At 47.3% G+C, this 25,074-nt stretch carries 18 protein-coding genes and 1 CRISPR repeat array; of the genes, 13 read left to right on the forward strand and 5 right to left on the reverse strand.

Annotated elements, in window-relative coordinates; genetic code table 11:
• Positions 1-56 precede the first annotated feature (56 nt).
• The 7 genes from ACYVI1_RS26010 (at position 57) to ACYVI1_RS26040 (ending at position 8,645) form a co-directional block, all read left to right on the forward strand.
• The gene (locus ACYVI1_RS26010) at positions 57-788 is read left to right on the forward strand and encodes a CRISPR-associated endonuclease Cas6 (protein ID WP_460913910.1); all 732 of its coding nucleotides are present in this window, start codon (positions 57-59) and stop codon (positions 786-788) included.
• Positions 775-3,249 (forward strand): type III-A CRISPR-associated protein Cas10/Csm1, encoded by a 2,475-nt coding sequence (cas10, locus tag ACYVI1_RS26015; RefSeq protein ID WP_460913912.1) that lies wholly within the window; start codon positions 775-777, stop codon positions 3,247-3,249. The genes ACYVI1_RS26010 and cas10 overlap by 14 nt, the downstream gene beginning before the upstream one ends.
• A gap of 2 nt (positions 3,250-3,251) precedes the next feature.
• Complete coding sequence (gene csm2 / locus ACYVI1_RS26020) at positions 3,252-3,659, forward strand: type III-A CRISPR-associated protein Csm2 (protein ID WP_460913914.1); 408 nt, start codon at positions 3,252-3,254, stop codon at positions 3,657-3,659.
• A gap of 21 nt (positions 3,660-3,680) precedes the next feature.
• A complete protein-coding gene (gene csm3 / locus ACYVI1_RS26025) occupies positions 3,681-4,394 on the forward strand; it encodes a type III-A CRISPR-associated RAMP protein Csm3 (protein ID WP_460913915.1) in 714 nt (237 codons plus the stop codon).
• 3 nt (positions 4,395-4,397) lie between these two features.
• Entirely contained in the window at positions 4,398-5,441 is a 1,044-nt protein-coding gene (gene csm4 / locus ACYVI1_RS26030) for a type III-A CRISPR-associated RAMP protein Csm4 (RefSeq protein WP_460913916.1), read from the forward strand.
• Complete coding sequence (gene csm5, locus ACYVI1_RS26035; RefSeq protein WP_460913917.1) at positions 5,438-7,057, forward strand: type III-A CRISPR-associated RAMP protein Csm5; 1,620 nt, start codon at positions 5,438-5,440, stop codon at positions 7,055-7,057. The genes csm4 and csm5 overlap by 4 nt, the downstream gene beginning before the upstream one ends.
• Before the next feature lie 106 nt (positions 7,058-7,163).
• Positions 7,164-8,645 (forward strand): hypothetical protein, encoded by a 1,482-nt coding sequence (locus tag ACYVI1_RS26040; protein ID WP_460913919.1) that lies wholly within the window; start codon positions 7,164-7,166, stop codon positions 8,643-8,645.
• Positions 8,646-8,745: 100 nt separating this feature from the next.
• Here ACYVI1_RS26040 and ACYVI1_RS26045 read toward each other — a convergent pair whose 3' ends face one another.
• Positions 8,746-9,720 (reverse strand): helix-turn-helix transcriptional regulator, encoded by a 975-nt coding sequence (locus ACYVI1_RS26045; RefSeq protein ID WP_460913921.1) that lies wholly within the window; start codon positions 9,718-9,720, stop codon positions 8,746-8,748.
• 157 nt (positions 9,721-9,877) lie between these two features.
• Between ACYVI1_RS26045 and ACYVI1_RS26050 the strand changes: the two genes are divergently transcribed.
• From ACYVI1_RS26050 to ACYVI1_RS26075, 6 genes are all read left to right on the forward strand, one after another.
• Entirely contained in the window at positions 9,878-10,687 is an 810-nt protein-coding gene (locus ACYVI1_RS26050) for a hypothetical protein (protein ID WP_460913922.1), read from the forward strand.
• 13 nt (positions 10,688-10,700) lie between these two features.
• On the forward strand, positions 10,701-11,342 hold the full coding sequence (locus tag ACYVI1_RS26055) for an alpha-ketoglutarate-dependent dioxygenase AlkB family protein (RefSeq protein WP_460913923.1): 642 nt from the start codon (positions 10,701-10,703) through the stop codon (positions 11,340-11,342).
• A gap of 27 nt (positions 11,343-11,369) precedes the next feature.
• Positions 11,370-12,368 carry a CRISPR-associated endonuclease Cas1 gene (gene cas1 / locus ACYVI1_RS26060; protein WP_460913924.1) on the forward strand — a complete coding sequence of 333 codons (999 nt, stop codon included), beginning with the start codon at positions 11,370-11,372 and terminating at the stop codon, positions 12,366-12,368.
• Positions 12,369-12,445: 77 nt separating this feature from the next.
• Positions 12,446-13,489 carry a CRISPR-associated primase-polymerase type B gene (locus ACYVI1_RS26065; protein WP_460913926.1) on the forward strand — a complete coding sequence of 348 codons (1,044 nt, stop codon included), beginning with the start codon at positions 12,446-12,448 and terminating at the stop codon, positions 13,487-13,489.
• 62 nt (positions 13,490-13,551) lie between these two features.
• Positions 13,552-14,025 (forward strand): CRISPR-associated endonuclease Cas2, encoded by a 474-nt coding sequence (cas2, locus tag ACYVI1_RS26070; protein ID WP_460913927.1) that lies wholly within the window; start codon positions 13,552-13,554, stop codon positions 14,023-14,025.
• Positions 14,026-14,045: 20 nt separating this feature from the next.
• Positions 14,046-15,557, forward strand: coding sequence for a DUF7017 domain-containing protein (locus tag ACYVI1_RS26075; RefSeq protein WP_460913930.1), 1,512 nt, complete (start codon positions 14,046-14,048; stop codon positions 15,555-15,557).
• Between the two features lie 107 nt (positions 15,558-15,664).
• Positions 15,665-20,910: a CRISPR direct-repeat array (repeat unit 37 nt; unit sequence CCAACAGTCTCACTTCCAGCAGAATAAGGATTAAGAC).
• 103 nt (positions 20,911-21,013) lie between these two features.
• Here the strand turns inward: ACYVI1_RS26075 and ACYVI1_RS26080 are convergent.
• From ACYVI1_RS26080 to ACYVI1_RS26095, 4 genes are all read right to left on the reverse strand, one after another.
• On the reverse strand, positions 21,014-21,355 hold the full coding sequence (locus ACYVI1_RS26080) for a hypothetical protein (RefSeq protein WP_460913932.1): 342 nt from the start codon (positions 21,353-21,355) through the stop codon (positions 21,014-21,016).
• A 607-nt stretch (positions 21,356-21,962) separates the two neighbouring features.
• The gene (locus ACYVI1_RS26085) at positions 21,963-23,390 is read right to left on the reverse strand and encodes a hypothetical protein (protein ID WP_460913933.1); all 1,428 of its coding nucleotides are present in this window, start codon (positions 23,388-23,390) and stop codon (positions 21,963-21,965) included.
• A gap of 145 nt (positions 23,391-23,535) precedes the next feature.
• Positions 23,536-23,787, reverse strand: coding sequence for a helix-turn-helix domain-containing protein (locus ACYVI1_RS26090; protein ID WP_460913934.1), 252 nt, complete (start codon positions 23,785-23,787; stop codon positions 23,536-23,538).
• 111 nt (positions 23,788-23,898) lie between these two features.
• On the reverse strand, positions 23,899-24,981 hold the full coding sequence (locus ACYVI1_RS26095; protein WP_460913935.1) for a hypothetical protein: 1,083 nt from the start codon (positions 24,979-24,981) through the stop codon (positions 23,899-23,901).
• Between the last annotated feature and the right edge of the window lie 93 nt (positions 24,982-25,074).

Here is a 25,074-nt window from a genome sequence, read left to right on the forward strand (position 1 = left end):
GATTTACCGAAAAGTTTACTTACTTGATACTTTATTCCTAACTCCCTAAACACACCTTGAAACGAATCCGCTACCTCACTATTCGCTTTGATGCGGAAATCAAGTCGTATGAAATTCCCGCCTTTCGCTCGGCTGTTATTGAAAAAGCAGGGCGTGAGCACATCCGTTTTCACAACCACCTCGGCGATGCAGGCTTTAATTACCGGTATCCCGTCATTCAGTACAAGCGGATTGGTCGTAATCCGGCCATTGTGTGCGTAGACGAAGGGGTTGATGACATTCACCATTTTTTCGAGAATCGCTCCTGGGACATTCACATCGGCGACCGCCCCGTAACCCTGCAGGTGAAAGACCTGCGCCTGAACCAGTACAACCTGCAGGCCTGGGAGCACACCTTTCGGTTTCGGATTCGCGATTGGATCGCCCTGAACCAGGATAACTACGCCCGTTACGAAGCAGCCACCGGCTTGATTGAACGCACCGAACTGCTGGAGCGCACCCTGACGGGCAATATCCTGTCGATGGCGAAAGGCTTAGAGTGGTTCATCGACAAAACCGTTCGGGTAAACATCCGGGAGGTGTCGCCGGTGCGCTGGTTGACATTCAAAGAACAGCGCATGGCCACCTTCGATGTGGAATTTGACACCAACGTGTTCATGCCCGATTACATGGGTTTAGGCAAGGGCGTGAGCACCGGGTTCGGCGTAGTGACGCAGGTACGAAGCGAAAAAAGACAGGATCAAAAACAGGACAGACAACCAACCACACCCCCCGATGACGAATACTGAAACAAGAGAACTGGTGTATCTGGCAGGGCTGCTGCAAGATGAGCGGGTACAGAATTTAGAAAATGCTCCCCAATTGATTACATCGATTCGTGAATTGATTGGCGTTGGTGCTACTGATTGGCTGAATCCGTTACTTAAATTAGCAACAGATTATGCCGCTGGTGCGCCGAATACGTCGGAGTTGGCCGGACAAAAAAATGGTAATAGACTGGAAAGCGTTTTCCCTAACCTGCACGCAAGCCTGTTACCATCTAAGCCATACTATTTCCGAATGGGTCCGGTCGTGCTGGACAAAACGTTCTTCCCTGAGCAAATCCCTGCTCAGACCGACCCGAGTGAAGGAGATACACTTTGGCGGGTATTAGGCAATGAACTTAAAATCATTTCAGGCTTACCAACTGCCCTGCTGGCCGATTCCTGGCTGTATTGTCTCGAAAAAAATGCGGTAACCATCCCCAGTCGTATTCAACATCTGCCTGACGTTTCACTTTACGATCATCTAAAAAGTACAGCGGCCATAGCCTTGTGTCTATACGATTACCTTAAAGAAAGTAGTAAGTTAGAGCGAATTGCTATCGAAAATGATGAGGAGCTTCTGCTATTGATTGGTGGCGATTTATCAGGCATTCAGGCATTTATCTATGACATTATCGGTCGTAGCGCGGCCAAAAACCTGAAAGGACGTTCGTTCTACCTGCAACTGGTGGTAGACAGCATTGTGGAACATCTGCTGGAAGGGCTGAACCTGCGCCGGGCCAACATCGTGTACAGTTCAGGCGGAGGTTTTTACCTGCTGGCGCCGAATACAAAATTTACCCGCCAGACATTACCCATCTTACAACAGGAGATTGCGGCTAAACTGCGCGAAGAACAGGGCGTTAAACTCTATCTCGCTATAGACAGCCAGCCGGTCGGTCAACATCAGGTGTTTGGCACAGATAGAAACAACACCATTGGTAAAGTATGGGGAAGCTTGACCGAGAAATTAGCTGCTCAGAAAAAACGTCGATTCGCGCAGACGCTGGCAACTACTGATTACACTTATTTTTTCGAGCCGAGCGAGATAGGTGGTGAAAGCCGGGGGAGCCGCGATGCTATTACAAATGAGGAGTTTCGGCGCGACCCAACGACCGGTAAACAGGAAGAAGACTACCCTATTGGGCCAGCCGATAATCAGGAAGAATACAATCAACGGGTTCGGAAGCCAACGTTTGAGCAGATACGGTTGGGGCGTACATTACGCCAAAGTCTGCAATACATTGTTAAATCGAATAAACTGATTGCTGGCTGGGAAAAAGAGGAGTTGTTTGGCGAAAAGATAGACCGCCATTTTAACCCGCTTGGTTTGGGTCAGTATTATTACTTTGTTGGTGAAGGCCAAACTGAAAAATTCAGTAGTCTGCTCAAAGAAGATATTGATAATGTACTGATTCAACGTGTAAATGATACACAATCGTCGGACTTTCAACTACCGGGTTCAAACCAGAGGTACGGCTTTACGTTTTACGGCGGCAACTCCATTCCTCGCGACGAAGCAGGCGAACCCAAATATTTTGAGGAACTCACCGGTCCAGACAGCCTGAATTTTAAACGGCTTGGTATTCTGCGGATGGATGTCGATAATCTGGGCTTCCTCTTCAAAAATGGCTTTTCGACCAGCAAGCGAACCTTCTCCCGATATAGCACCCTGAGCCGGTCACTTGACTACTTTTTCAAAGGCTATCTCAACAAAATTCGTGAGAACGATTCCGACTTCAGGAAGTACACTTTTATTCTCTACGCCGGTGGTGATGACCTGTTTATTGTAGGAAAATGGGACGTAATACTCCGGTTTGCCCAACAAATACAAACCGATTTTGCCGCCTGGACTTGCGGGAGTGATAGTCTCGGCATTTCGGGCGGGGTAGCGGTAGTACCGCCCAAATTCCCGATTGCCAAAGCCGCCGACCAATCGGCCGATGAAGAAAAGCGGGCCAAAAACCACGACCTTAAAAATCAGGCGGGTAAAATAATAGCGGAGAAAAGTTCACTTTGTTTGTTTGGGACTCCGCTGGGTTGGGGTGTGAAATGGCAATTTAATGGCGGGCTTTCAGAATGGCAGATCGTTACTGAATTAAAGAATGACCTGAAGCGACATATCGGTGGCGAGAAAAACATTCCAAAATCGCTGATTTCTAAAATCAGTACGCTCCATACTATGCAGCAGGAGCAAACCAAAAATAAGCAAAACCCAAGTTGGCGATGGATGTCGGCCTATGATCTGGGCCGGGCCAGAGAACGAGCAAAATCAAAAGAAGCGCAGGCATTTTTTGATCAGTTAAAAACTGATTTATTTACCAACAACTCGTACAAGGGCCAACCGTTAACAGGATCAATATACAAATTTTTGGACCTCTTGAACGTAGCCGCCCGCTGGGCAGAATTGGAAATGAGAAGTGAAGACACACAAACCGAGAAATAACTATGCCCGCTTACAACCAGGTAGAATTTTCAAAAAGCTGGATAGAATCCGGCATCACAGATGATTGTATCCGATTTGCTGAAGGTTTCGGTTCTCATCTGGAACGCAACAAATTTACTACGTCTCAAATCCGCAATGTATTCGGCGAAATAAAGCGCATTCAGATGAGTGGATTCGCGAACGGGCGTACTGACTTTCTGTTGTTGAAGCCTAAAATGGCTTACGCTGCCAGACGAGCACAGGACAAAGACCGACAGGCAACAGGGGCTGCTGATTTTGAGCGGGTTATGAAACTTGCACATGAAGCGGTTAAAGCCCGTACTCCAAATGATGATGAGCGGTTTGAAAATTTCTGCGATTTCATCGAAGCGATTCTTGCTTACCATAAAGCGGCCGGTGGTCGCGATTAACCAAACCTTTTTTCTGAATATATGAAACTAACTAAAAAGATTCTCATCAAAGGCGAAATTGAAGCACTCACTGGCCTGATGATTGGCGGCTCTAACACATCAATGGGTATTGGAGGACCAGATAAAATGGTGATCCGTAACCCCGTTACGCGGCAACCCTATGTACCGGGCAGTTCGGTTAAAGGCAAGATGCGTTCACTGCTGGAGGTATCCTTTGGGTACATTGGTAATAAGAAAATGGGCAAAGTTGAAAACGGCCCCGGTGATAACCCCGACCATCAGACTACTGTTCTTTTCGGATCAGCGCGGGGTGATGACCGCCAGCGACCGTCGCGGATTATTTGCCGGGATGGTTTTCTACTAAACCCCGACGACCTCAAAGGAACAGAATTACCGTTTACCGAAGCTAAAACCGAAGTCGTCATTGACCGGATTACCTCGGCGGCTATGCCCCGCACTTTTGAGCGGGTGCCAGCCGGTGCGCGGTTTGGCTTGAACATCGTTGTTAACGTGTTTGATGACGATAAGTTTAAAGATGAACTACGGTCATTAACCTACAAAGCCCTTCAACTCCTTCAGGACGATTACCTCGGTGGCTCCGGTTCGCGGGGCAATGGGCAGGTGAAAATCAGGATTCAATCCGTAACGGAGCGCACCAGCGAGTTTTATCAGGGCAAGGGCGACGAAAATAAGTTGTCCCTTGATGAAGCTAAAGTACCTCAAGACCTGCGCTGACCGATGGCCGAACGCACCTATAAAGTGCTGAAACTGCACTTTCGGTCGCCCCTGCACTTGTCAAAAGGGAAAACCGACGACTATAGTGAAAGCGAGGAAGTTTTACACGCCGATACGCTCAAATCTGCCCTGTACGTTTGTGCCAGGCAGGTACTGGGAGCCGATATTGTGGGCGACACCGATGCTTTTTTCAGGCGATTTCGTATATCGTCGGCGTTCCCATTCGTGGGCAACGAACTGTTTTTCCCCAAACCGCAGGCCCGCATTCAGCCGTTTCTGGATACTGAAATCGCCGAAGAACGTCAGGCCAAAAAGCATAAGAAGTTGGCTTTTCTGGGGCAGTCATATTTTGAAGACCTCATTACCGACAGGAAACGGAAACTTCGGAGGGATGACTTCACCACCGACGGCCGGTTTGTGAGCGATCACGCCGACGTTCGCATATTAGGCGAAGCGCCCGTATTTGCTACGGACGTACAGCAGCGGGTGACCATTCCGGCTAATTACGAAGACGATCCGCTGCCTTATTACGTAGATCGCCTGTATTTCAACCAAACCGCCGGATTGTGGTTTGCCTTCGAGGATAATGAGAACGATAACACGGCCTACACCGATATGCTGGCTGCTCTGAAGTGTCTGGGAGATAACGGCGTTGGCACCGACCGAAGTGTTGGCAATGGTCAGTTTGAGGTGAGTGAGGCCAGTCTAACGCTTCGTATGCCAGATCAACCCACGCATCAGTTACTACTGTCTCTCTGGTGCCCGGAGCAAACGGAACTGAATACTGATTTTCTGGGCGGAGGTGCCTACGGATTAGTTAAACGGGGCGGCTACATTGCCAGTCCCGACCGGCCTGAGCATTTGACCTACCGTAAAAAGTCGATTTATATGTTTACTGAAGGTTCACTATTTCTGCACCGGCCCGGCAGCGCAATAATCGGCAAAATTGCTGATCTGAAACCTGATGCACCCGAAGTGACCCAAAATGTCTGGCGCGATGGGCTGGCCTTCACGATTCCTATTACTCTCTTCTCTGCTGACGAATGAACACGCAACACGTACTGGTCGAAACCCTGACACCCCTGCATGTCGGTTCAGGGCGGATGCTACAGGGAAATACGGAATACCTCTACTTCCAGAATGAACGGACCGTAGCCGTTGTAGACGAGCGTAAAATTCTGGAAATCATTGGCGAAGCAAACCTTGAGAGATGGGTTGACATCATTGGGAAGGGTACTGAATTACTGGAGTATCTGGAAACTCGAAAACCGGGTGTAAAGCCAGTGGACACCAGTCGGCGGGTATTGTCGGTAGTCGGCAAATCATCACCGGGTGGCAATCAGACCATTCGGGAACAGCTATTTTCGGGCAACGGACAGCCAATATTACCCGGCTCATCACTAAAAGGAGCCATCCGAACGGCAGTGCTTAACGCGCTCATTCGGCTAAATCCGACGGCTGCCCGCGACATTCGTGCGTTTAAACAGGTTGAAGATCGCCAGGATTTCAGAACAGGTCATACCATACGAAAAGTAAAATACAAAGGTGGATCCTTGGAAAAAAAGTACACCGGTCCAGACCCTAACCATGACGTATTCCGTTTGCTACGCATCGGAGATATCCACTTTGAGCAGACAGTTTGCCTATTGTCCGAAACACTGAACGAGTTGGGTAATAGTAATTTAGAGATGAAGGACTCGGTAAAGCAGTTCATCGAGTGTATTCCAGCCGGGGCCGAAACGATTTGCCGGGTGCAGATTCCGGCGGAGTTGAAAGCTCGGCTCAACGAAACTCGGTATCGCGAAATTGCGGACAAAATCCCCCACCGCGACCGGATGGAGTGGGTTAGTCTACTGGCCGATATTAACGTCAATACTAAGCGGCTCATTCAGAACGAACTTGATCGCTACCAATCACAGCATCTACCCGCTGGAGCAAACAAGTATCTTGATTCGCTAAAAGGCATGATGACTGGATTAAAAGCTAATCAGTGTGTAATTCGGGTTGGATTTGGCACTGGCTATCTGAACATGACTGGCGGGTGGGCTGAGGAGCAGTGGCGCAATGTGCCGGGTATTAATTATCCGCAGGAGATGGCTGACTTAGGCGAGGGTGTTCGCCGGAATACGCGTTATAATTCGTTTGAGTTACCTAAATCACGCAAAATGGCCCTGGGTGGTGTGCCGCTGGGCTTTCTGAAGCTGACTCTTTTCTCTGAATCCGAATGGACAGACTGGCAGGCCCAAGCCACCGACCGTGCCGCCGAACAGGAACGTAAAGCAGAGACTATGCGCGTGGAGGAAGCCAAACGGCGGGATGCCGAACGGCTCGAAGCAGAATCTCAACGCATTATTGATGCCGGAAACGCACGAATAGCTGCTGAACAGGAAGCCAAACGGCAGGAAGAAGAACGGGTTAAAAAAGACCACGAGAAAAGAAGCCTATTTGATGGGAAGCCCAAAAAAGGGATTCCTGTTAACGCTGAAGTAGTAGCAGTGAGCGGGGCAAAAGCGACGCTGAAACTATACGTAACCGGGCAGGAAACAGAACGCCTATTTTTGGTTTACAATGGACTCTCTGTTGGCGATTTTCTCTCTGTCGAAATCAGGGACGTTTCTGGGAAAGGCAAAATTATGGCCGTTGGATTCAAAGCCAAACTCTGAAAACTCTGACTTGTAAGAAAATTACATCAGACTATTGGGTACGGCACCCGATAGTAAGTATTAGTGAGCGGGAATGAGTATGAATGAATTCTATTGAGAAAGAGAAATGAAAAACTACTTAGTTATAACGCTGGGCACCCGCGAAATTCAGTTGGTAAAATCGCGATTGGAGCCCAACGGGTTTGAGATTATTACGGAAATACGAAAGGATACTCCTTACACTTACGTACAACCCGTTGGTCGCCCCGACCTTCGTGTGTCGGCTCGAAGTTCCGATGATTTCCCTGATTTTTATACAATTAGCCCACGAACTGATGGACGAACTATAGGTGATGATAATTGGCTATTCTTCAGACCTGTTCTCGATTTTCCACTGATTTATCCAGTCTTACAATATCTAAAAAGCAATACTACGCAAATTGATATCATTATGCTTGTTTATACCGATCAGGAACAGGCCTTTGAGGAGGGGCGAGTAAAGAAACGCTCTTACATCAATAATGACACTGTTTTCTTTGCAGAAATAGCTGAAAAACTGATCCGGGAAGATGAGTACTTTACCACAACTGAAATTGATAAATTTGGCCGCTTCGAGTCAGTGGCAGATATGGCTGTGCAGTACGATGAGTTCCGACGAATTAAGGACGATCTGATTTCTAATGATGAGGTTGCAAGAGTCTATTTGTTCCCACAGGGTGGGATTGATCAGATAAATCAGGCTTTGACCTTGCGGCTGATTGAGACATTTGAAGGACGGGTAATTTATCTACAGAATGCAGAGGGACACGCTATTCAGGAACTTGACTTCCCGCGCCGATTTGTCAATGTGCTGAATCAACAAAAAATTAGAAAACATTTGGCTGATTATGACTTTTCGTACATCGACAAATCGCTGTACGGCGACAAGACGGTTTGCCATTTAGCTCAATACGCGACACGTCGGTTAAGTATGCAGCATAATCAAGTTAAAACAAATATCGACGTTCTATTAAAAGATGAGAGAATAGAGCGGTTTTGGCCAAACCTGAATGCTTTAATCAATACCGACCAGAATAAATTAGAGGACCTGTACCTATCCGTTAAAATTAGTATTCATCAACATAGCTACTTAGAAACCCTACATAAATTATACACCTTAAACGAAAACTTGTTCAGAATAAAAACTGAGGAACGTGTAGGTCGGACGGGGGGATACTTTGATGGAGCGTATGGCAATACTGCCGTTAATCAGCCTTGGGTGGACAAGCTTAATAGTGTTGACAGTAGATTTGTGCCCTATATGACTCAAAAAGGAGTCAAACTAAATAACCCTAGTCGTTGGGCCTATCAGACAATAACTGAGGTCATCCTAGAAGAGCAATCTGAGTTACCAACTTATCAACGGTTAATACCGAAACTCGAATTATTAGTTAAACTGAGAAATGAAGTCGCTCACCGCTTAGGTGGTACATCGCTTAATGAAATCAATCAGAAATTGGGTGAGGACTATTCGCTGCAATTGCTTCAAAATGATCTAGATCTCATCTTCGATATATCCGGTTTTGGCATCTACGACACCATCCGCGACGAGATCAAATCCCTATTGTAGACACGTAATACCTTACGTCTCCTGAACCGAATGGTTTTATTACCACGCTACTGTTGACGCATTAGAGCTGACGCATTATGAGACGCAAGGTATTGCGTCTCTACACATACCGACCGGCCATCCTCTGCACTAATCCAGCCAGTCGGCTCCGGTGTTCAGGTGGGGACAGCAATTCGGCGTCGGGGCCGAGTTCCAGAATCTTGGCGTCTAATTCGTTGTTCCAGATGAGTTCGTATTGAAAATCAATGTAGTCGGCGGTGCGGTGGATGATCGTTTGCGAGGGATGAATGGGCTTGGTTTCGACGTATAAGGCCCGTTTTATCCATACGCGGAGCATCCAGGTTTCGATGGGTAGATCAGCAAAGCGCGTAACACCAACAATATCGCCTAAATACTCCTCCCAATCGGTGGCGTCGGGGCGACGGTGCAGGTCGGTTAGTATACGGATATGGACGATTCGGTCGAGGGCCAGGTTGCGAATCCGGTTATGCTCAACTAGCCAGCCATACACATACCAGCGATTATTAAATTCTTTGAGTAGGTACGGACTCATCTGATAAGTAATCGGCGATTCGCCAAATTCTGCGTAATGAATCAGCAACGGATGGTCGTCCTGAATGGCTTTATATAAGTCTGGTTGCCAGTTGAGGCCTGTGTACTGCTTATTTTGCTCAAACTGTACGACGCTTTCGCGTGGCTTACCAATAACTCCTGCCTGTTGCTCAAACCGCAGCATTACATCCTCCAGTCCCGCAAATTGCGGTAACGTATTCATTTGGCGTAGTAACGCTACCGCTTCATTACTGAGGGCAGCGTCTGTCGGGTTAAGTACTCCATAGAGTGAGAAAGACGTAGTGTAGTAATACGGTTTCCCAGACCGATCTCGGTCGGGAATAGGCGCACCATAGACGTCTTTTAATTCCCGCAAATCGTTGTAGATGGTTTTTTCGGACGGTCGTTTTCCGGTAGCCAGTTCGCAGGCGGTTAGTAGTTCATCGAGACTATAGTGAAAACCACTACTTAGCTTCTCGTGAATAGCCATGATCCGGCCCATAAAATTTTTGTTTTTCGGCATCTGTGCAGAGGAGTCTGTTTCTGTTGAAAAATCTAAAATTAGTCAATTATACTGCACATAGAATGCAGTGGAGAGGAGGATTTTTGTAGCATCAATGTAAGGATAGTCACTCACCTAATCAGGTTGGCTCCTATTCATACCCAAACTCCTCCAGATTATGACGACGACCTATTCCGCTTCTTATTACGCCCAGCTTCAACGTAGCCTTGGTGCCACTCCTTCGTTCGATGCGATCCTTCGCTATCACGTCACTTGTTATCAGGCGACCGGAAACGTGGCTGATTTCCAGGCACTCAACAGTGGCACGGCCATTATCCAAACTGCTGAACAAGCCAGTGCTTACTTAGCCGCCTATGGCAACATGCACCAGATTAAACTCAACAGTGCATTTGGAAAACTATCCAGCCTGAGTGCTTTTCCCGTTGGTCGGGCGGAGGTCATTGACTGGGGTTGTGGACAGGGTCTGGCCAGTGGCGTATTACTCGACTATGCACGGCATCAGTTGCCGGGTCTTATTGTTAGCCGGTTCACCCTGATCGAACCGTCAGCGTTGGCTCTCAGCCGGGCTGATGATCACCTGCGGGTACTGCCTGCCAACGGGGCGACCATAAGGACGTTACTGCACAGAGCCGATGCATTGCCGGGAAAACTGGTGCAAACCGATCCGGCTCAGGTTAAAATTCACCTGTTCTCGAATTTGCTTGATATGACCGAAGTGGATTATACAGCCATTGCCCATACGATCAAGACCACTCAAAAGGGGCTGAATCTGTTTGTGTGCGTTAGTCCGGCTATTGCTGAGTTTCGCAACAAACGGTTACGGGAGTTCCGAGACCAGTTTGTTAAGGCCAGAACGTTATCCGATCGCACTGACGGTTTTACGGGAAGTGTGTTCGGGATTTATAAAAAGGCTTATTTACCCTATTCCATTAAGCGTACAGAATGCCTGTTTACTGTTCAACTTTAATCAATTTACACCTATGACGACCAACCAACTTGACCTCTTCGGTAGTCCGGCCCAATCTACTCCGGTGCCGGAAACCAAGCCGATTATTCAGCTACCCGACGCGGAACTGATGTATTATCCGGCGTTTTTCAGCTCAACGGAAGCTGACCGGCTGTTTGCAGCACTATTAGATACAATCCTGTGGAAGCAGGACGAAATCCGGCTGTATGGCAAACAGGTGCCTTTGCCCCGACTATCGGCCTGGTATGGCGATACAGACAAACCGTATACCTACTCGGGTATTACCCTACAAGCGCGCCCCTGGACGGACGACCTGCTGGCCATCAAAGCCCGCATTGAAGCAACATCGGGCGCGCGGTTTTCGAGTGTATTACTTAACCGCTATCGTCACGGGCAGGATTACGTAGGCTGGCATGCCGACGACGAAAAGGAGCTTGGCCGAAACCCTGTGATCGGTTCGGTCAACTTTGGCGCCACGCGCCGGTTTCAATTGCGCCGAAAAGACGACCACGCCATAAAACACGAGGTCGAGTTGGGCCACGGTACTTTTTTGCTGATGCAGGGCAGTACGCAACACTTCTGGCAACACCAGGTACCGAAAACGGCCGCTAAAATCGGGGAGCGGCTTAACCTGACCTTTAGACTAATGAAGTAGACTAATCCCTTAACTCGTATCCACACTTTGACGCAACTTGTTCTTAACCAACGTGGCAGCAGCCTATCGGTATCGGGAGGGCGGTATCGGGTACGGAGCCGTGAGCGCGAATTTTTTATGCCCGTTCATGAGGTTAGCAGTATTGTGCTGCACGCTGCCACGCGCCTGAGCCACGACGTTGTCATGATGGCCATTGAGCAGAATACCGATATTCTGTTTGTGGATCGGCGGGGGTTTCCAACGGGAAGGGTCTGGAGCAACCGATTTGGCTCCATCGCTACCATTCGGAAACACCAGCTTGCGTTTTCGCAAAGCCCGGCCGGGGCCGAATGGGTTCGCGGATTGCTCCTCCGTAAGCTGGCTAATCAGGCTACGGTTATCGACCTGCTGAGTGCCTTAACCGGGCAGAGCCATCAGCCCGACCAGGAGCAAAGTCTGCACACCATTCGTCGTTATACACAAAAACTGCGCGATACGCCGATGAACGACCTCAGCGAGTGTTTAGCTACGTTTCGGGGACTGGAAGGCAGCGCAGGGCGGGTCTATTTCGCCCAACTAAACGCCTTTCTGCCAGAGGCTTACCGCTTTGCCCGGCGCAGTGGGCGCGGAGCCACTGATGTATTTAACTGCCTGCTCAACTATGCTTACGGTATGCTCTACGGCCAGTGCGAATCGGCGCTGATTAATGCAGGGGTCGATCCGTTTGTGGGCGTCATGCACCGTGATGAATACAATCGCCCGGTGCTGACCTACGACTTTATTGAGCCATTTCGGGCCTGGGCCGACTATGTGGTGTGCCATCTGCTGGTGCAGGAAATTGTATTCGATGAATTTTTCGACCGTGAGAATGAAATGTTTTACCTGAATACGGCGGGCAAACGGGTACTGATTCAGTCGATGAACGACTACTTAGCCGAAGTGGTGGCAATTGGCGTATCAGGCTTGTCGCGCTCGCGGGGACAGCATATCGTGCTGGAAGCCCAGCAGTTGGCCAGTACGCTGAAAAAGCTGGTAATCGCTAAATGATGTACACTAAACGGCAATTCCATCGCAGTAAGAATCTATTCATTTGTATTCTCATTTACCACTAATCCCGTACAGCCATGACAACACCACTGCTTTCTTCGGGGCAACAGATTACGAGTGCGACCGACACGCTGCGGGCGATTTCGCTGGCGGAGGTGGCTACATGGGTACGCGCCGATGCGGCCCTGCAACACCAGACGGAGCGGCTGCGAAAGCTGGCTCAATTTGACCAGAATGCCTATAAAACAGCCAAAACCAGCCTGCCCTACGTGGTGGGGAGTGTTTTTGCGAATGGCATTCGGCGGATGGATGGGCTTGACGAGGCTACGTATTTTGTGCTCGATCTTGATCATTGCACCGGGCTGGAGGGACAGGTTCCTGACGCTATTCGGGCCGATTTGTCGGTGGCGCTGGCATTTGTATCGCCATCGGGGGAGGGGTTGAAACTGTTTTTTCGGTTGCTCGATGCCTGCACCGATGCTAAAACGTTTTCAGCGGCTTACCGCCAGTTTGCGGGTGATTTTGGCCTGAGGCACGGCTTTGTAAAAAGCGTCGACCTGCGTACATCCGACGCAACGCGGGCCTGTTTTCTGGCGCACGACCCTACGGCTTACCACAATCCCGATGCGATGCCCGTTGACTGGCGGCTGTGGTTGCCTGACCAGGCTCCGTTGGGTGAAGGGCTGTTTGACGATGAGCCGGATGCCGATGGGGTCGTTTCGGCGCGTAAACCCGCCGTTGAGCGTCCCATCAATGAGGTCGCCTACCGCGATGTGCTGCGGGCCATTAACCCAAACACACCCAGCCGGCGGGAGAAACAGACGTTTGTTCCCGACGAACTTTGGGCCATCGAACCGGCGGTGCGGGCTGTTTGTGCCCAGTTTAGCTGGGAACTGACCGAAATGACCCCGCTGAACTACGGACTGAAGGTGGCCGTGAAGCAGGGATTTCGGCGGGCGGAAGTCAATGTGTGGCATGGCAGGAAGGGCTTTTCGGTGGTGCGCTCGCCCAAAACCGGCACCGACCCCGCCCTGGCCAACCTACTTTATGGCGAACTTTTCCGGCTGCTTTTCCCGGAGCCAGTAACGCAAAACGTACCCATTGCCCTTTGTGAGAATTAGTAAATGAATAGGATAGGCAGCTATTCACTCATTCATTAATTCTATCAGTCACTCATCACCCTATGCCCCGCCGAAAACGACAGCCTACACTCCCCCTGCTCACGCGGAATGAACGCTGGGCCAGCGCCGGATTACCCGCATTGACCGATGGGCAACTGGCCAATGGGCAGACGTTGCCCACCCATTTGGCAGACTGGTTAGGCTGGTTACAGCAACAACCCCTAAAAAGACCTGAAGATATGTACTGCTTTATCTGCTATGACATCGAGAATGACAAAATTCGTCGGCTGGTGGCGCGGCTTCTCGAAAAAGAAGGCTGTATCCGGGTCCAGAAATCGGTGTTTTTTGCGCGTATTCACCGAAAACGCCACGCCCGGCTGACCGACCTGCTCCGGCAGATTCAGCAACTGTACGAAAATCAGGATAGTATTATGCTGCTGCCTGTTGGCGAAGACATGCTCAACAGCTTGCAGTGCATTGGGCAGTCGTTTGAACTCCAGCAGATCAGCGCGCCAAAACATACCGTATTTGTTTAATCTTTTTTCTCCCCATCACCATGACCTTCATTAACACACCGGCACCGTCGACCCGTTCGGGTTCTGACCTTCGTATTGCCTACCAGCAGGCACGCAGCCGCTATGAAGCCGATCCGGCCAATTCGCAGACGATCCGGGCGCTGGGCTGGGTGTATGCCGATCTGCTCAAAGAAGCATCGGGCAGCACCGATACCACCCGGATGCTGCGCGGTATGGCGCTGATTGCCGATTTTCCGATGGTTGAGGACGCACGCTGGCGCGAGTCGGTAGGCTGGAGCGTGTGTCGGTTTTTGCTGCGCCATAAACCCGAAACGCTCTCGCTGGGGCCACTCTCCGACGTGCTTCGGCGGGCAAGACCATTTGTACCGGCTGAGCCGGGGTTACTCCGGTCGGTTTGGTGGAAAGCCCTGCTGCGCCATACCGCTACCGGACTCGACTGGCTGGGCCTTTTCGATCAGTACGGCTGGGAGGGTGGTTTCCGGCCGGAGGACGAGCAGCCCGAAACCTATGGCGACGGTAAAACAGCGAGGCCGCTGGTGGAAGGGTTGGTGCAGGCAGTGGCTAAGCAACTCCTGCAGGGAGTGCTGCTGCCCGACGAACTGGCCGCACCCTGGATTGACCGGCTGGCATCGCTTGCTGCCCAACATCCTGACTGGGACTTTCTGCCGTATTACCAGGCCCGGCTGCTCATCCGGCTCGACAGGCCCACGGAAGCAATGGCTGTGTTTTTGCCTTTTGCCCGGATGAAAACTAATGATTTCTGGGTGTGGAGCCTGCTGGCCGAACTGGTTTCGCCCGAAGAGGTGCCTGCTTGCTACGCCCGCGCGCTTACGCTGGGAACGCCCGAAGCGTTTTTGGTGAACGTGCGGCAGCGTATGGCCGCCTGGCTCATTTTGAAAAATCGCTGGGCCGATGCCCGTGCCGAAATTGATCGGTTAGTGCAAACCCGGCAGGTCAATCAATGGCCCTTGCCGACGCAGGTACAGCAATGGCTGAACGATAGCCGTTATACGCAGGCCGAAATCGTCTCGTTAGGGGGGTGGTATAGGGGGCTATTGCCCCTGGCTGAACGCCTTCTTTGGGCCGACTCTCCCGAAACGGTTGCCTTAGTTACCGGCGTCGATGCAACGGGGCACTACGTAAACGTGTCCATCGACGAACGGACTTCCGGCAGTTTTCCAGCGAATAAATATAAGCTTCAGCCATGTGTAGGGGATCGACTGGCACTGCGCTACACGCTACAGGAAAAGAATGGCCGTATGCAATTGCGGGTACAGACGGCCAACGCTACCGATGCGCTCCCTACTCACCTACAAACCCGAACGCTGTCGGGCCCATTACGGGTAGTGGATGGCAAGCGGTTTGGTTTTGTGGGGGATATATACGTACCGGCTGATCTGCTCATGGCATCGGTTAGGCTAACTGATGCCCTGGTAACTGTGGAGGCCATCGCTTCCTGGGACGCTGTAAAGCAAAAAAGCGGCTGGCGCGCTTTCCGAATACAGAAAGAATCGGTAAACTTGTCAGTCTGAACTGTAGTGGTGTTCCTTTTTGCTATAAAATTTCAATGGTCTGGCTGTACTTTTCAAACAAACATGTTCTTTGTCTTCTGATTATCAACCATGTAACCACTTCCGGTCCAACAGTCTCACTTCCAGCAGAATAAGGATTAAGACATGATTGCTAACAGTTTGTTGGCGCGAGACAACGCACCAACAGTCTCACTTCCAGCAGAATAAGGATTAAGACAAGCTGAGAGATACCCTCACAATCATTGACCCGAACCAACAGTCTCACTTCCAGCAGAATAAGGATTAAGACAACCAACTCGAGGCGGTTAACTCCCTTTCGGGTACCAACAGTCTCACTTCCAGCAGAATAAGGATTAAGACACTTACACATTTTCCACGATAATCAAACATAGCCTCCAACAGTCTCACTTCCAGCAGAATAAGGATTAAGACTAGACTGCCAATCCTGCGCTTGTGCATCGTTAAGGATATTCCAACAGTCTCACTTCCAGCAGAATAAGGATTAAGACTTAACCAAGCGCTTGCTTACATCCGTTACGGAATTCCAACAGTCTCACTTCCAGCAGAATAAGGATTAAGACTGAAGGTGAACCACTGCTCACTCTTCTGATTGAACCCCAACAGTCTCACTTCCAGCAGAATAAGGATTAAGACTAGGCTCATCCACAACCGTATCAGAAGAGCTGAAATCCCAACAGTCTCACTTCCAGCAGAATAAGGATTAAGACTAGTGATAAAATTTTGATTGGTTGTTGTTTGTTTCCAACAGTCTCACTTCCAGCAGAATAAGGATTAAGACTCATTTGGTCAACGCAATGTAAAAGTGAACGGTCCAACAGTCTCACTTCCAGCAGAATAAGGATTAAGACGCTGTTCGATAACTTGTTCTGCATTCATGTTTGTACCAACAGTCTCACTTCCAGCAGAATAAGGATTAAGACCGAGTTTGGCTCCCTGTCGGGCGTCATCCACGATGGCCAACAGTCTCACTTCCAGCAGAATAAGGATTAAGACTGCAGCCCTTCTATCGCAGCGTAGTCCGTTGCCTGCCAACAGTCTCACTTCCAGCAGAATAAGGATTAAGACTAGCATATACAACTACAAACTGGTCAAAGAAACCTTCCAACAGTCTCACTTCCAGCAGAATAAGGATTAAGACATTTTTGAGACTTTTCCCTTTGTAAACAGGAACGAGGTCCAACAGTCTCACTTCCAGCAGAATAAGGATTAAGACAATGGCATACAGCGCCTCCCCAGCCTTAGCTTGCAGGCCAACAGTCTCACTTCCAGCAGAATAAGGATTAAGACATATTGGTCTTTATTCCGATGTTAGTTTCCGTATTAAGCCAACAGTCTCACTTCCAGCAGAATAAGGATTAAGACTAATTGTAATCAAGCCTGTACAGCATAGCCATCGTCTCGGCCAACAGTCTCACTTCCAGCAGAATAAGGATTAAGACCTCCTCTCATGACTATTACGTTTAGCGTCGTCCTTCCAACAGTCTCACTTCCAGCAGAATAAGGATTAAGACGTCCAGATTCGGTCTCAAACTGCTCAAGTGCAGCCCAACAGTCTCACTTCCAGCAGAATAAGGATTAAGACTTTATTAGTTTACCACATACCACTATGAGTATACCAACAGTCTCACTTCCAGCAGAATAAGGATTAAGACGTACGCCCCCCGGCGCGGTTGGTCGTGGAGGGGCTTCCCAACAGTCTCACTTCCAGCAGAATAAGGATTAAGACTGTAAGACCTTGTGCTTTGAAGAGCGAAGGAGATACCAACAGTCTCACTTCCAGCAGAATAAGGATTAAGACCCCGCACATTCGCCCCCGTACTACCAATTCACCTAAGCCAACAGTCTCACTTCCAGCAGAATAAGGATTAAGACGGTATTTCAGTACTATCTTTATAAAATATAAATACCAACAGTCTCACTTCCAGCAGAATAAGGATTAAGACATTGTAATCATCTTATTGATTCACAATTAATTGTGCCAACAGTCTCACTTCCAGCAGAATAAGGATTAAGACAATCGGGCTTTTTGTTCGTCTGTCATTCCCTTAATATCCAACAGTCTCACTTCCAGCAGAATAAGGATTAAGACTTGCCCCAATAGCCGCAGGTGTCAAGTCCTGCTTTTCCAACAGTCTCACTTCCAGCAGAATAAGGATTAAGACATGGAAAAGAAGGGCAGGCGGGGCGTTTGGGTGGCCAACAGTCTCACTTCCAGCAGAATAAGGATTAAGACCCATGAAGTATCTGATTAGCAGACAGTATCACAGTGACCAACAGTCTCACTTCCAGCAGAATAAGGATTAAGACTTGTTTGATTTTCATATCAGTGAACAAGTTTAGGACCAACAGTCTCACTTCCAGCAGAATAAGGATTAAGACATACACAACATTTTGATTGCGTTCAGTTATAGCACCAACAGTCTCACTTCCAGCAGAATAAGGATTAAGACCACTACACCAAGATGTTTCATCAGTCCTGAATCAACCAACAGTCTCACTTCCAGCAGAATAAGGATTAAGACCGACAGTATCACAGTGAACAGTTACGCACGAAAGAATCCAACAGTCTCACTTCCAGCAGAATAAGGATTAAGACGGATTTGGCGGTAGGCTTTGCGCCCTTCTTCGAGGGCCAACAGTCTCACTTCCAGCAGAATAAGGATTAAGACTCTTGAACACTATTATAATCATTAATCAGACGCATACCCAACAGTCTCACTTCCAACAGAATAAGGATTAAGACACGAGTATAACTACGATGTACCATTACTGATACAAAGGCCCAACAGTCTCACTTCCAGCAGAATAAGGATTAAGACGAATCCCACTCGTAATAAGAGGAGATTTATTATCCCCAACAGTCTCACTTCCAGCAGAATAAGGATTAAGACTGGCCCTGGGTTCGTAGCTTCGACATCAGCATCGACCCAACAGTCTCACTTCCAGCAGAATAAGGATTAAGACAAAGACAATTACATTACCATGTTGATACATAGCTGTAACCAACAGTCTCACTTCCAGCAGAATAAGGATTAAGACCCTCAATGGTATCTCCCTGTGCCACAGCCCCTTTCGTTCCAACAGTCTCACTTCCAGCAGAATAAGGATTAAGACCTCGTAGGCTCCCGATGGGGTTCTGTAAACCAACCAACAGTCTCACTTCCAGCAGAATAAGGATTAAGACTAGGCTTCGATGCCATCGTTCAGTTCCTTTATCGCCCCAACAGTCTCACTTCCAGCAGAATAAGGATTAAGACCACACTGACTTGTCTGAAAAGCCGCTACCTCCTGTCCAACAGTCTCACTTCCAGCAGAATAAGGATTAAGACTCTGGCCGTTGGTGTTGAAGTAGGTTCTCATAGCCACCACCAACAGTCTCACTTCCAGCAGAATAAGGATTAAGACGCGAAGTAAGCAGCCTCAATACAGCGTTGATTGATTCCAACAGTCTCACTTCCAGCAGAATAAGGATTAAGACAAGTATTATCACTATATAATACTTTCAGTTCTTTGCCAACAGTCTCACTTCCAGCAGAATAAGGATTAAGACAGCCATTGAACCCGATGTATCACATACACAGAGAAAACCAACAGTCTCACTTCCAGCAGAATAAGGATTAAGACTTGTTGTAACAGGTTCTTCGGGTTTTTCAACAATCCAACAGTCTCACTTCCAGCAGAATAAGGATTAAGACCTGACCGTAGGTTGACCAGCAGTAAGCCTTCATCGGCCAACAGTCTCACTTCCAGCAGAATAAGGATTAAGACTTTGTTACTGGTTCTGATTGATACGCTTGTGTGACGGTCCAACAGTCTCACTTCCAGCAGAATAAGGATTAAGACCACGTTAAATATTCCCCCTCAAACGTGAAACCATAACCATCCAACAGTCTCACTTCCAGCAGAATAAGGATTAAGACAGCTACTGGACAGATGTGAATCCGGCTTTGAGGCAGGCCAACAGTCTCACTTCCAGCAGAATAAGGATTAAGACCTTTGTTAAGAAGTTCGATAACATCTATTTGAAAGTACCAACAGTCTCACTTCCAGCAGAATAAGGATTAAGACACCAGTATGTAAAAGCTGGTAAATCAACTTGTTGAGCCAACAGTCTCACTTCCAGCAGAATAAGGATTAAGACTCTCCTACTCTTGGTACAATGAGTAACTGGATGTCTACCAACAGTCTCACTTCCAGCAGAATAAGGATTAAGACAAGAAACCAAACATACCAAAAACTAATTCAGTAAGATCCAACAGTCTCACTTCCAGCAGAATAAGGATTAAGACGCCGTCGGGGTTTGAAGGTGAGACACTGGAAACAGGGACAGCCAACAGTCTCACTTCCAGCAGAATAAGGATTAAGACCTTTACAAGCCAGTACCCTTGGGGGTTTTTTGTGTACTCCCAACAGTCTCACTTCCAGCAGAATAAGGATTAAGACACTCACGTCCAGAAACGGTGCGTCGATGCCCAGCTCCCCCAACAGTCTCACTTCCAGCAGAATAAGGATTAAGACCCGCACAAGGCGATGGTGGCAAGGGATTGGAGGAGGGCCAACAGTCTCACTTCCAGCAGAATAAGGATTAAGACATTACGTGGCATAACTTTATAAGTTTATAGTGATACCCAACAGTCTCACTTCCAGCAGAATAAGGATTAAGACTAGGTAGGAATAGAGCAACCAATATGCTTATAGAAGTCCAACAGTCTCACTTCCAGCAGAATAAGGATTAAGACACTCCATTTACAGTTGCCATTGCTTTAACTGTTAGCCAACAGTCTCACTTCCAGCAGAATAAGGATTAAGACCTTATTTGGCTAAGGATTATGGTTAAACCACAGCCAACAGTCTCACTTCCAGCAGAATAAGGATTAAGACATTACTTTTAACTTGTGTTACACTTTTCAGTTGAACTCCAACAGTCTCACTTCCAGCAGAATAAGGATTAAGACTCCGGGATTTTTAGGAGTTTCCATAGTCGTAACTGTTCCAACAGTCTCACTTCCAGCAGAATAAGGATTAAGACTCTTTCAGTTTGAGCCAGTCTTCCAGAGATATTGTCCAACAGTCTCACTTCCAGCAGAATAAGGATTAAGACATCGTTTACGAATCATCAGTAAGGCTTTTACTCTTTAGTCCAACAGTCTCACTTCCAGCAGAATAAGGATTAAGACAAGGCGCGGCTTTCGGGCATTGCGTGTGGTCGAGGTTGGTGCAGTAGTTATACTTCCAGCAGAATAAGGATTAAGACATCCAAACCTCTTTTCCGGCAGCGACGCCGTAGTTTATGAACCAGTAGTCTCACTTCCAGTAGAATAAGGATTAAGACTTTGGTTAACTCTCCGATTAATTTTTTTAAGTTAAAACACGCCCCTACCTTAACAAGATAGTAAGGTGCTGTCTGAAATCCTTGATAGCTTCAGCGATTTGATTTATACTTCGATCTGAGCAGGCCGGAAAATGTCAGGGCGTATCCAGTACTCGCTTCGTTTCTTTTTCTTAATCAGATTATGTCTGGCCAGTTCCAGAATGCCCTTGTTGACATAACTACGAGGAGTCTGTATTAACCGCGCTAACTCATCTAACGTAGCGGTGGCATAGCCCTCGGCAGTCAGTTTGCTGGCCAAGAGCAACAGAACCCGCAGTGAAATTGGACTAAGGACAACCAATTGATTTACATGGTAATCTTTAGCCGAGAAAAGGACCAAGTGTTGCTTCTCCTTGGAAGCATAGTACGGGTTTCGGTTATGGTTATGTAGGACGTTTGCTGCCATTTTGTGTTTAATGAACATTGGTGGTACTACTTATTTGGAGTATTGCCTACTACTGGAGCAATAGTATTTTTACTAATAGCCTCATTTTCAGTTCACAAGCTATTATGTTATCGACTTATCTTTACTTGTTGAGCGAGAGTTTGAGGTTTGGGGCTAATACCATAAAGTTTTCAGGCCTTCCAGACTCTTTTCTGGTACTGCTATGTCGCACTATATTATTATTTTTATAAATATATAAAAATAATATGCACATATTTTAATGTTATCAATAAACCTGTTGAGTTTGCCAGTAGCTCTTATGACACCTGTAGAAATAACAGCAACGCGAGCGATGTGGGGCACTACCGGTTCAATCTCCCCCGGTACTAGTCCATTTTTTACACATCCCCCGGCTTGTAAAAAAATTCAGCCCAAAAAGAATTCTTTAATTAAGTTGGACTTGCAACAAAACACTGGACAAATATTTAGGCAACATGTTGAACTTGCTCACTATAATATTCAAAAGGGGAAACATAGTCTAATTTGTATATCGTCAGCCGAAAGTGGACAGATGGCAGATTACAACGACGATATACAATACCTACAGTAGCAATTTATTTTTTTGCTATCAACTTAGCTTGACTTCATAAGGTGTTCCCGCAAAATAAGTCAACGTAGCCTGCTGGTCGGCGGTGAGTCGAATAACGTCTTTAGCTGGAAATAAAGGTGTATTCTGTATTGCCTTATTAACCCGGCGACGAAGGTTATTAGGGCCATTACTTTTTTCGTTACGCGGACCATGTGCCAAACGATACTCTTCGGAGTAGTAAGCACGTTTACATTTCTTTCGTCCGTAGCGTTGGCGGAATTGCTCTACCAGGTCAGGGTTATTTTTTAGGGTCGTAATACCAACAACCTTACTACTCCTGGGCTGGTCTTTATGCAACGGCATTCTTGTTACCTCACAGCGACGTTCCTCATCCGACGAAGGTAGGAACTGTACGACATTAATTGCATTAATATCAAAAAGTGAGCCGGTAAAGTCAGGGACTTCAATTTTATCAAAATTATTGTAACGTTTTCTATAATTAACAGGCAAGAAAATGTTACAATTTTCTGTTTCATAATCTGCTTGGTTAATAGGATGCACACCGGCAAAAACGTTACAATTTTTGGTCAGTGTATCCCACTCATATCGGGCCTGTTCGCAAAGACTTTTGTGCAACCGATATAGACTATACGTTTGCATCAACACACGGAAGCAACTTAAATAATAGTTCCGATTCCGACGACTCAACTCCCGCCAAAAAATCGGCCGTTCTGCCTTCTCATAGAGTTTGCGTTCTGCTGTTGACAATGTAGCAGTCACTACTGGCTCTACAATGACCATATCTGCTAATAACCCTAGAATCTTCTGCCCCAATAGATTCATTTTATGTGAGTGAGTAAGATCGCTCAACACCCGAATACCCATTGGCTGCAATTCCTTTATCATATTGCAATCGTATTCCAGCCGAAGGAGCGAGCCAGGCAGGTGGTATTGCATGCCTTTGTCGTAAACTTTTATGCGGTAGTTGCTCATAGCGCACTCTACTCCCTGCCCTACCCCCCGAATAGATTTCATGGGTAAAAAAGGCTTACGTCCCTGATAGCAAATAATCAAGGGAATTAGATAATCTGGTGAGAAGTAGGGCTGTGGCAGCGCCGAAAGGTCTAAGTTAACGCCCGCTTCGACGCCATGGATTAAACCCCCAGAGAAATCGTACCCGAATAGGTCAGATAAGATTGAAATATCAACCAGTAGATCAGCCGTTGTATAGCGCGTGTAATTGTGCTGACCGTTATTGTGAAATTTAGCCCAAGAGCCTTTTAAAATTACCTTACCCGTGTGTGGATATACGACGAAGGCAAAGTTCCGAAACTTTAGAGTTGTGTAGTAGCGTTTGATACTGGCACTTCCTTGTTCTCGAACCTCATCAAATTGAAGCAAGCGGCTACGAAGTAACCGTTCAGCCAGATCGCCCCGATATTCGAGCGTAGTATTGCAGATTGGCATAGCTCGGGTTTATTAATTCGGCCATACTGAAGCAAGCACTACGAACCAATCAGTCCACATACTTCCCGTTATAAACCGACCCGCGAGATAGTCGACTCTTTGTATCACCCAGGGCAACAGCCTGTTGAAAGTGTAGCTTACGTTATTAGTCACGGTTCACCTCCTTGCCGTCGAGGTACGTCAGTAACTCCGTTTTAAAGAAGTATAACCGACCGAATCGTTTCCGATGGGGTACTTTCTTTATATTTTGGTAGATTGTCTGCTCGGCGATGTCGAGGAATTCGGCGGCTTCACCCAACGACATGGGTTTGTCGTCGGCTGCCTGAAACGGAGCCTGATTGATTTGCTCCCTAAGAGTAAACACCACTTCTTTGATTGTGTTTACGTCGTCCTGCATTTGTTGAAAATTGACTGTCATTGCGCCCGGCTGTTAGTATAGCCGATGCAAAACAGCTAACAGAAAATTACTCATCTCAATACCTAAGTAATGAGATGAGTAATAGTTTTTTTATGGAGCATAAGGTATTCGTGATGTTTTAGTAGGTATGTTACTACGCTTACATATAGCTGCATAAACAGTATTATAATCCAATTTTTCTTGACCTTCTTTAGTCTGTATCTGGAACCAATGTACTAACCACCGTGCTATCTCACTCTTGTGATTAATAATATAGCCTGCGTCAAAGGCTTGCCGAAAAATGTAGACCAATGCATTGGCTGGACGACCTTCAATTATTACTGGACTGTCAGCAACCTGCGAAGCCAGTAGTTGTTCAAGAGCGCCCGCTCCGCTAACTATATACCATTTAAGAGCCAGAAAGATACCATCTCGTTTTTCTGACAAAATGGTCAATTTAGGGGAAGATGGCAGGCCTATAGCCGACCTTTCTGCTTCTAATAACAATGGTTTAGATAATGCAGATTGAATATCTTCCTGCTGTCTATCAAAATTTTCCCTTTCAAGACGAGCCACCAAATGTTGTTCTTTTAATTCATAAGATTTGAGAAATCTAGCCAGGAAAGTAGAGAAGTCTTCTTCTGTGAGTAGTTTCCTATAAGTATCAGGTGTTGTTGAAGGAAACCCGGTGAGTTGAACCTGGTGAAGTATAAATCGGTAAGAAGCACTTATTTCTCTAAGTCTAAAGATTTTACCTTGATATGGTGGCTTATCGAATCCCACCCAATACTGTTCAAAAAGAACTTTGGTGTAAAATCCCAGCCGTTCAGATAGACGCCCAAGACCATCATCCAGAATTTGCTGATCGAATCCTTTTCCAGCCAAGGCACACAGACGCGCTACGTTGTAAAACTCAATAGCCAAGGCATTTTCTATTGAGTATTCGGGGATAAATCTCTGATTTAACTCACGTAGGCCGTCCTGTTGGTACAAAAAACGATATAATAACTCCTGCCAGTTAATATTTGCCTGTTCAGGAATAACTATAGGTTGTTGTTTGATTCGTTCAACTATTTGGCTTGGTAGAGAATGGCAAACTTTCGTATAAAACCAAATCAAACCAGACCCCAAGCAGCCACTGATATAGTCATAACGAATTTCTATCTCGTCTAAGAGACTGTCTAAAAATAGCATTTTGATAAAAATAAGGAGCCGGTAAGTTTGTAGGAACAAAGAACCACCAATGTATCCTACTGATCTGACCGACTCCCAATGGCAAGTTATTCA

The sequence above is a fragment of the Spirosoma areae genome, from assembly GCF_054781775.1.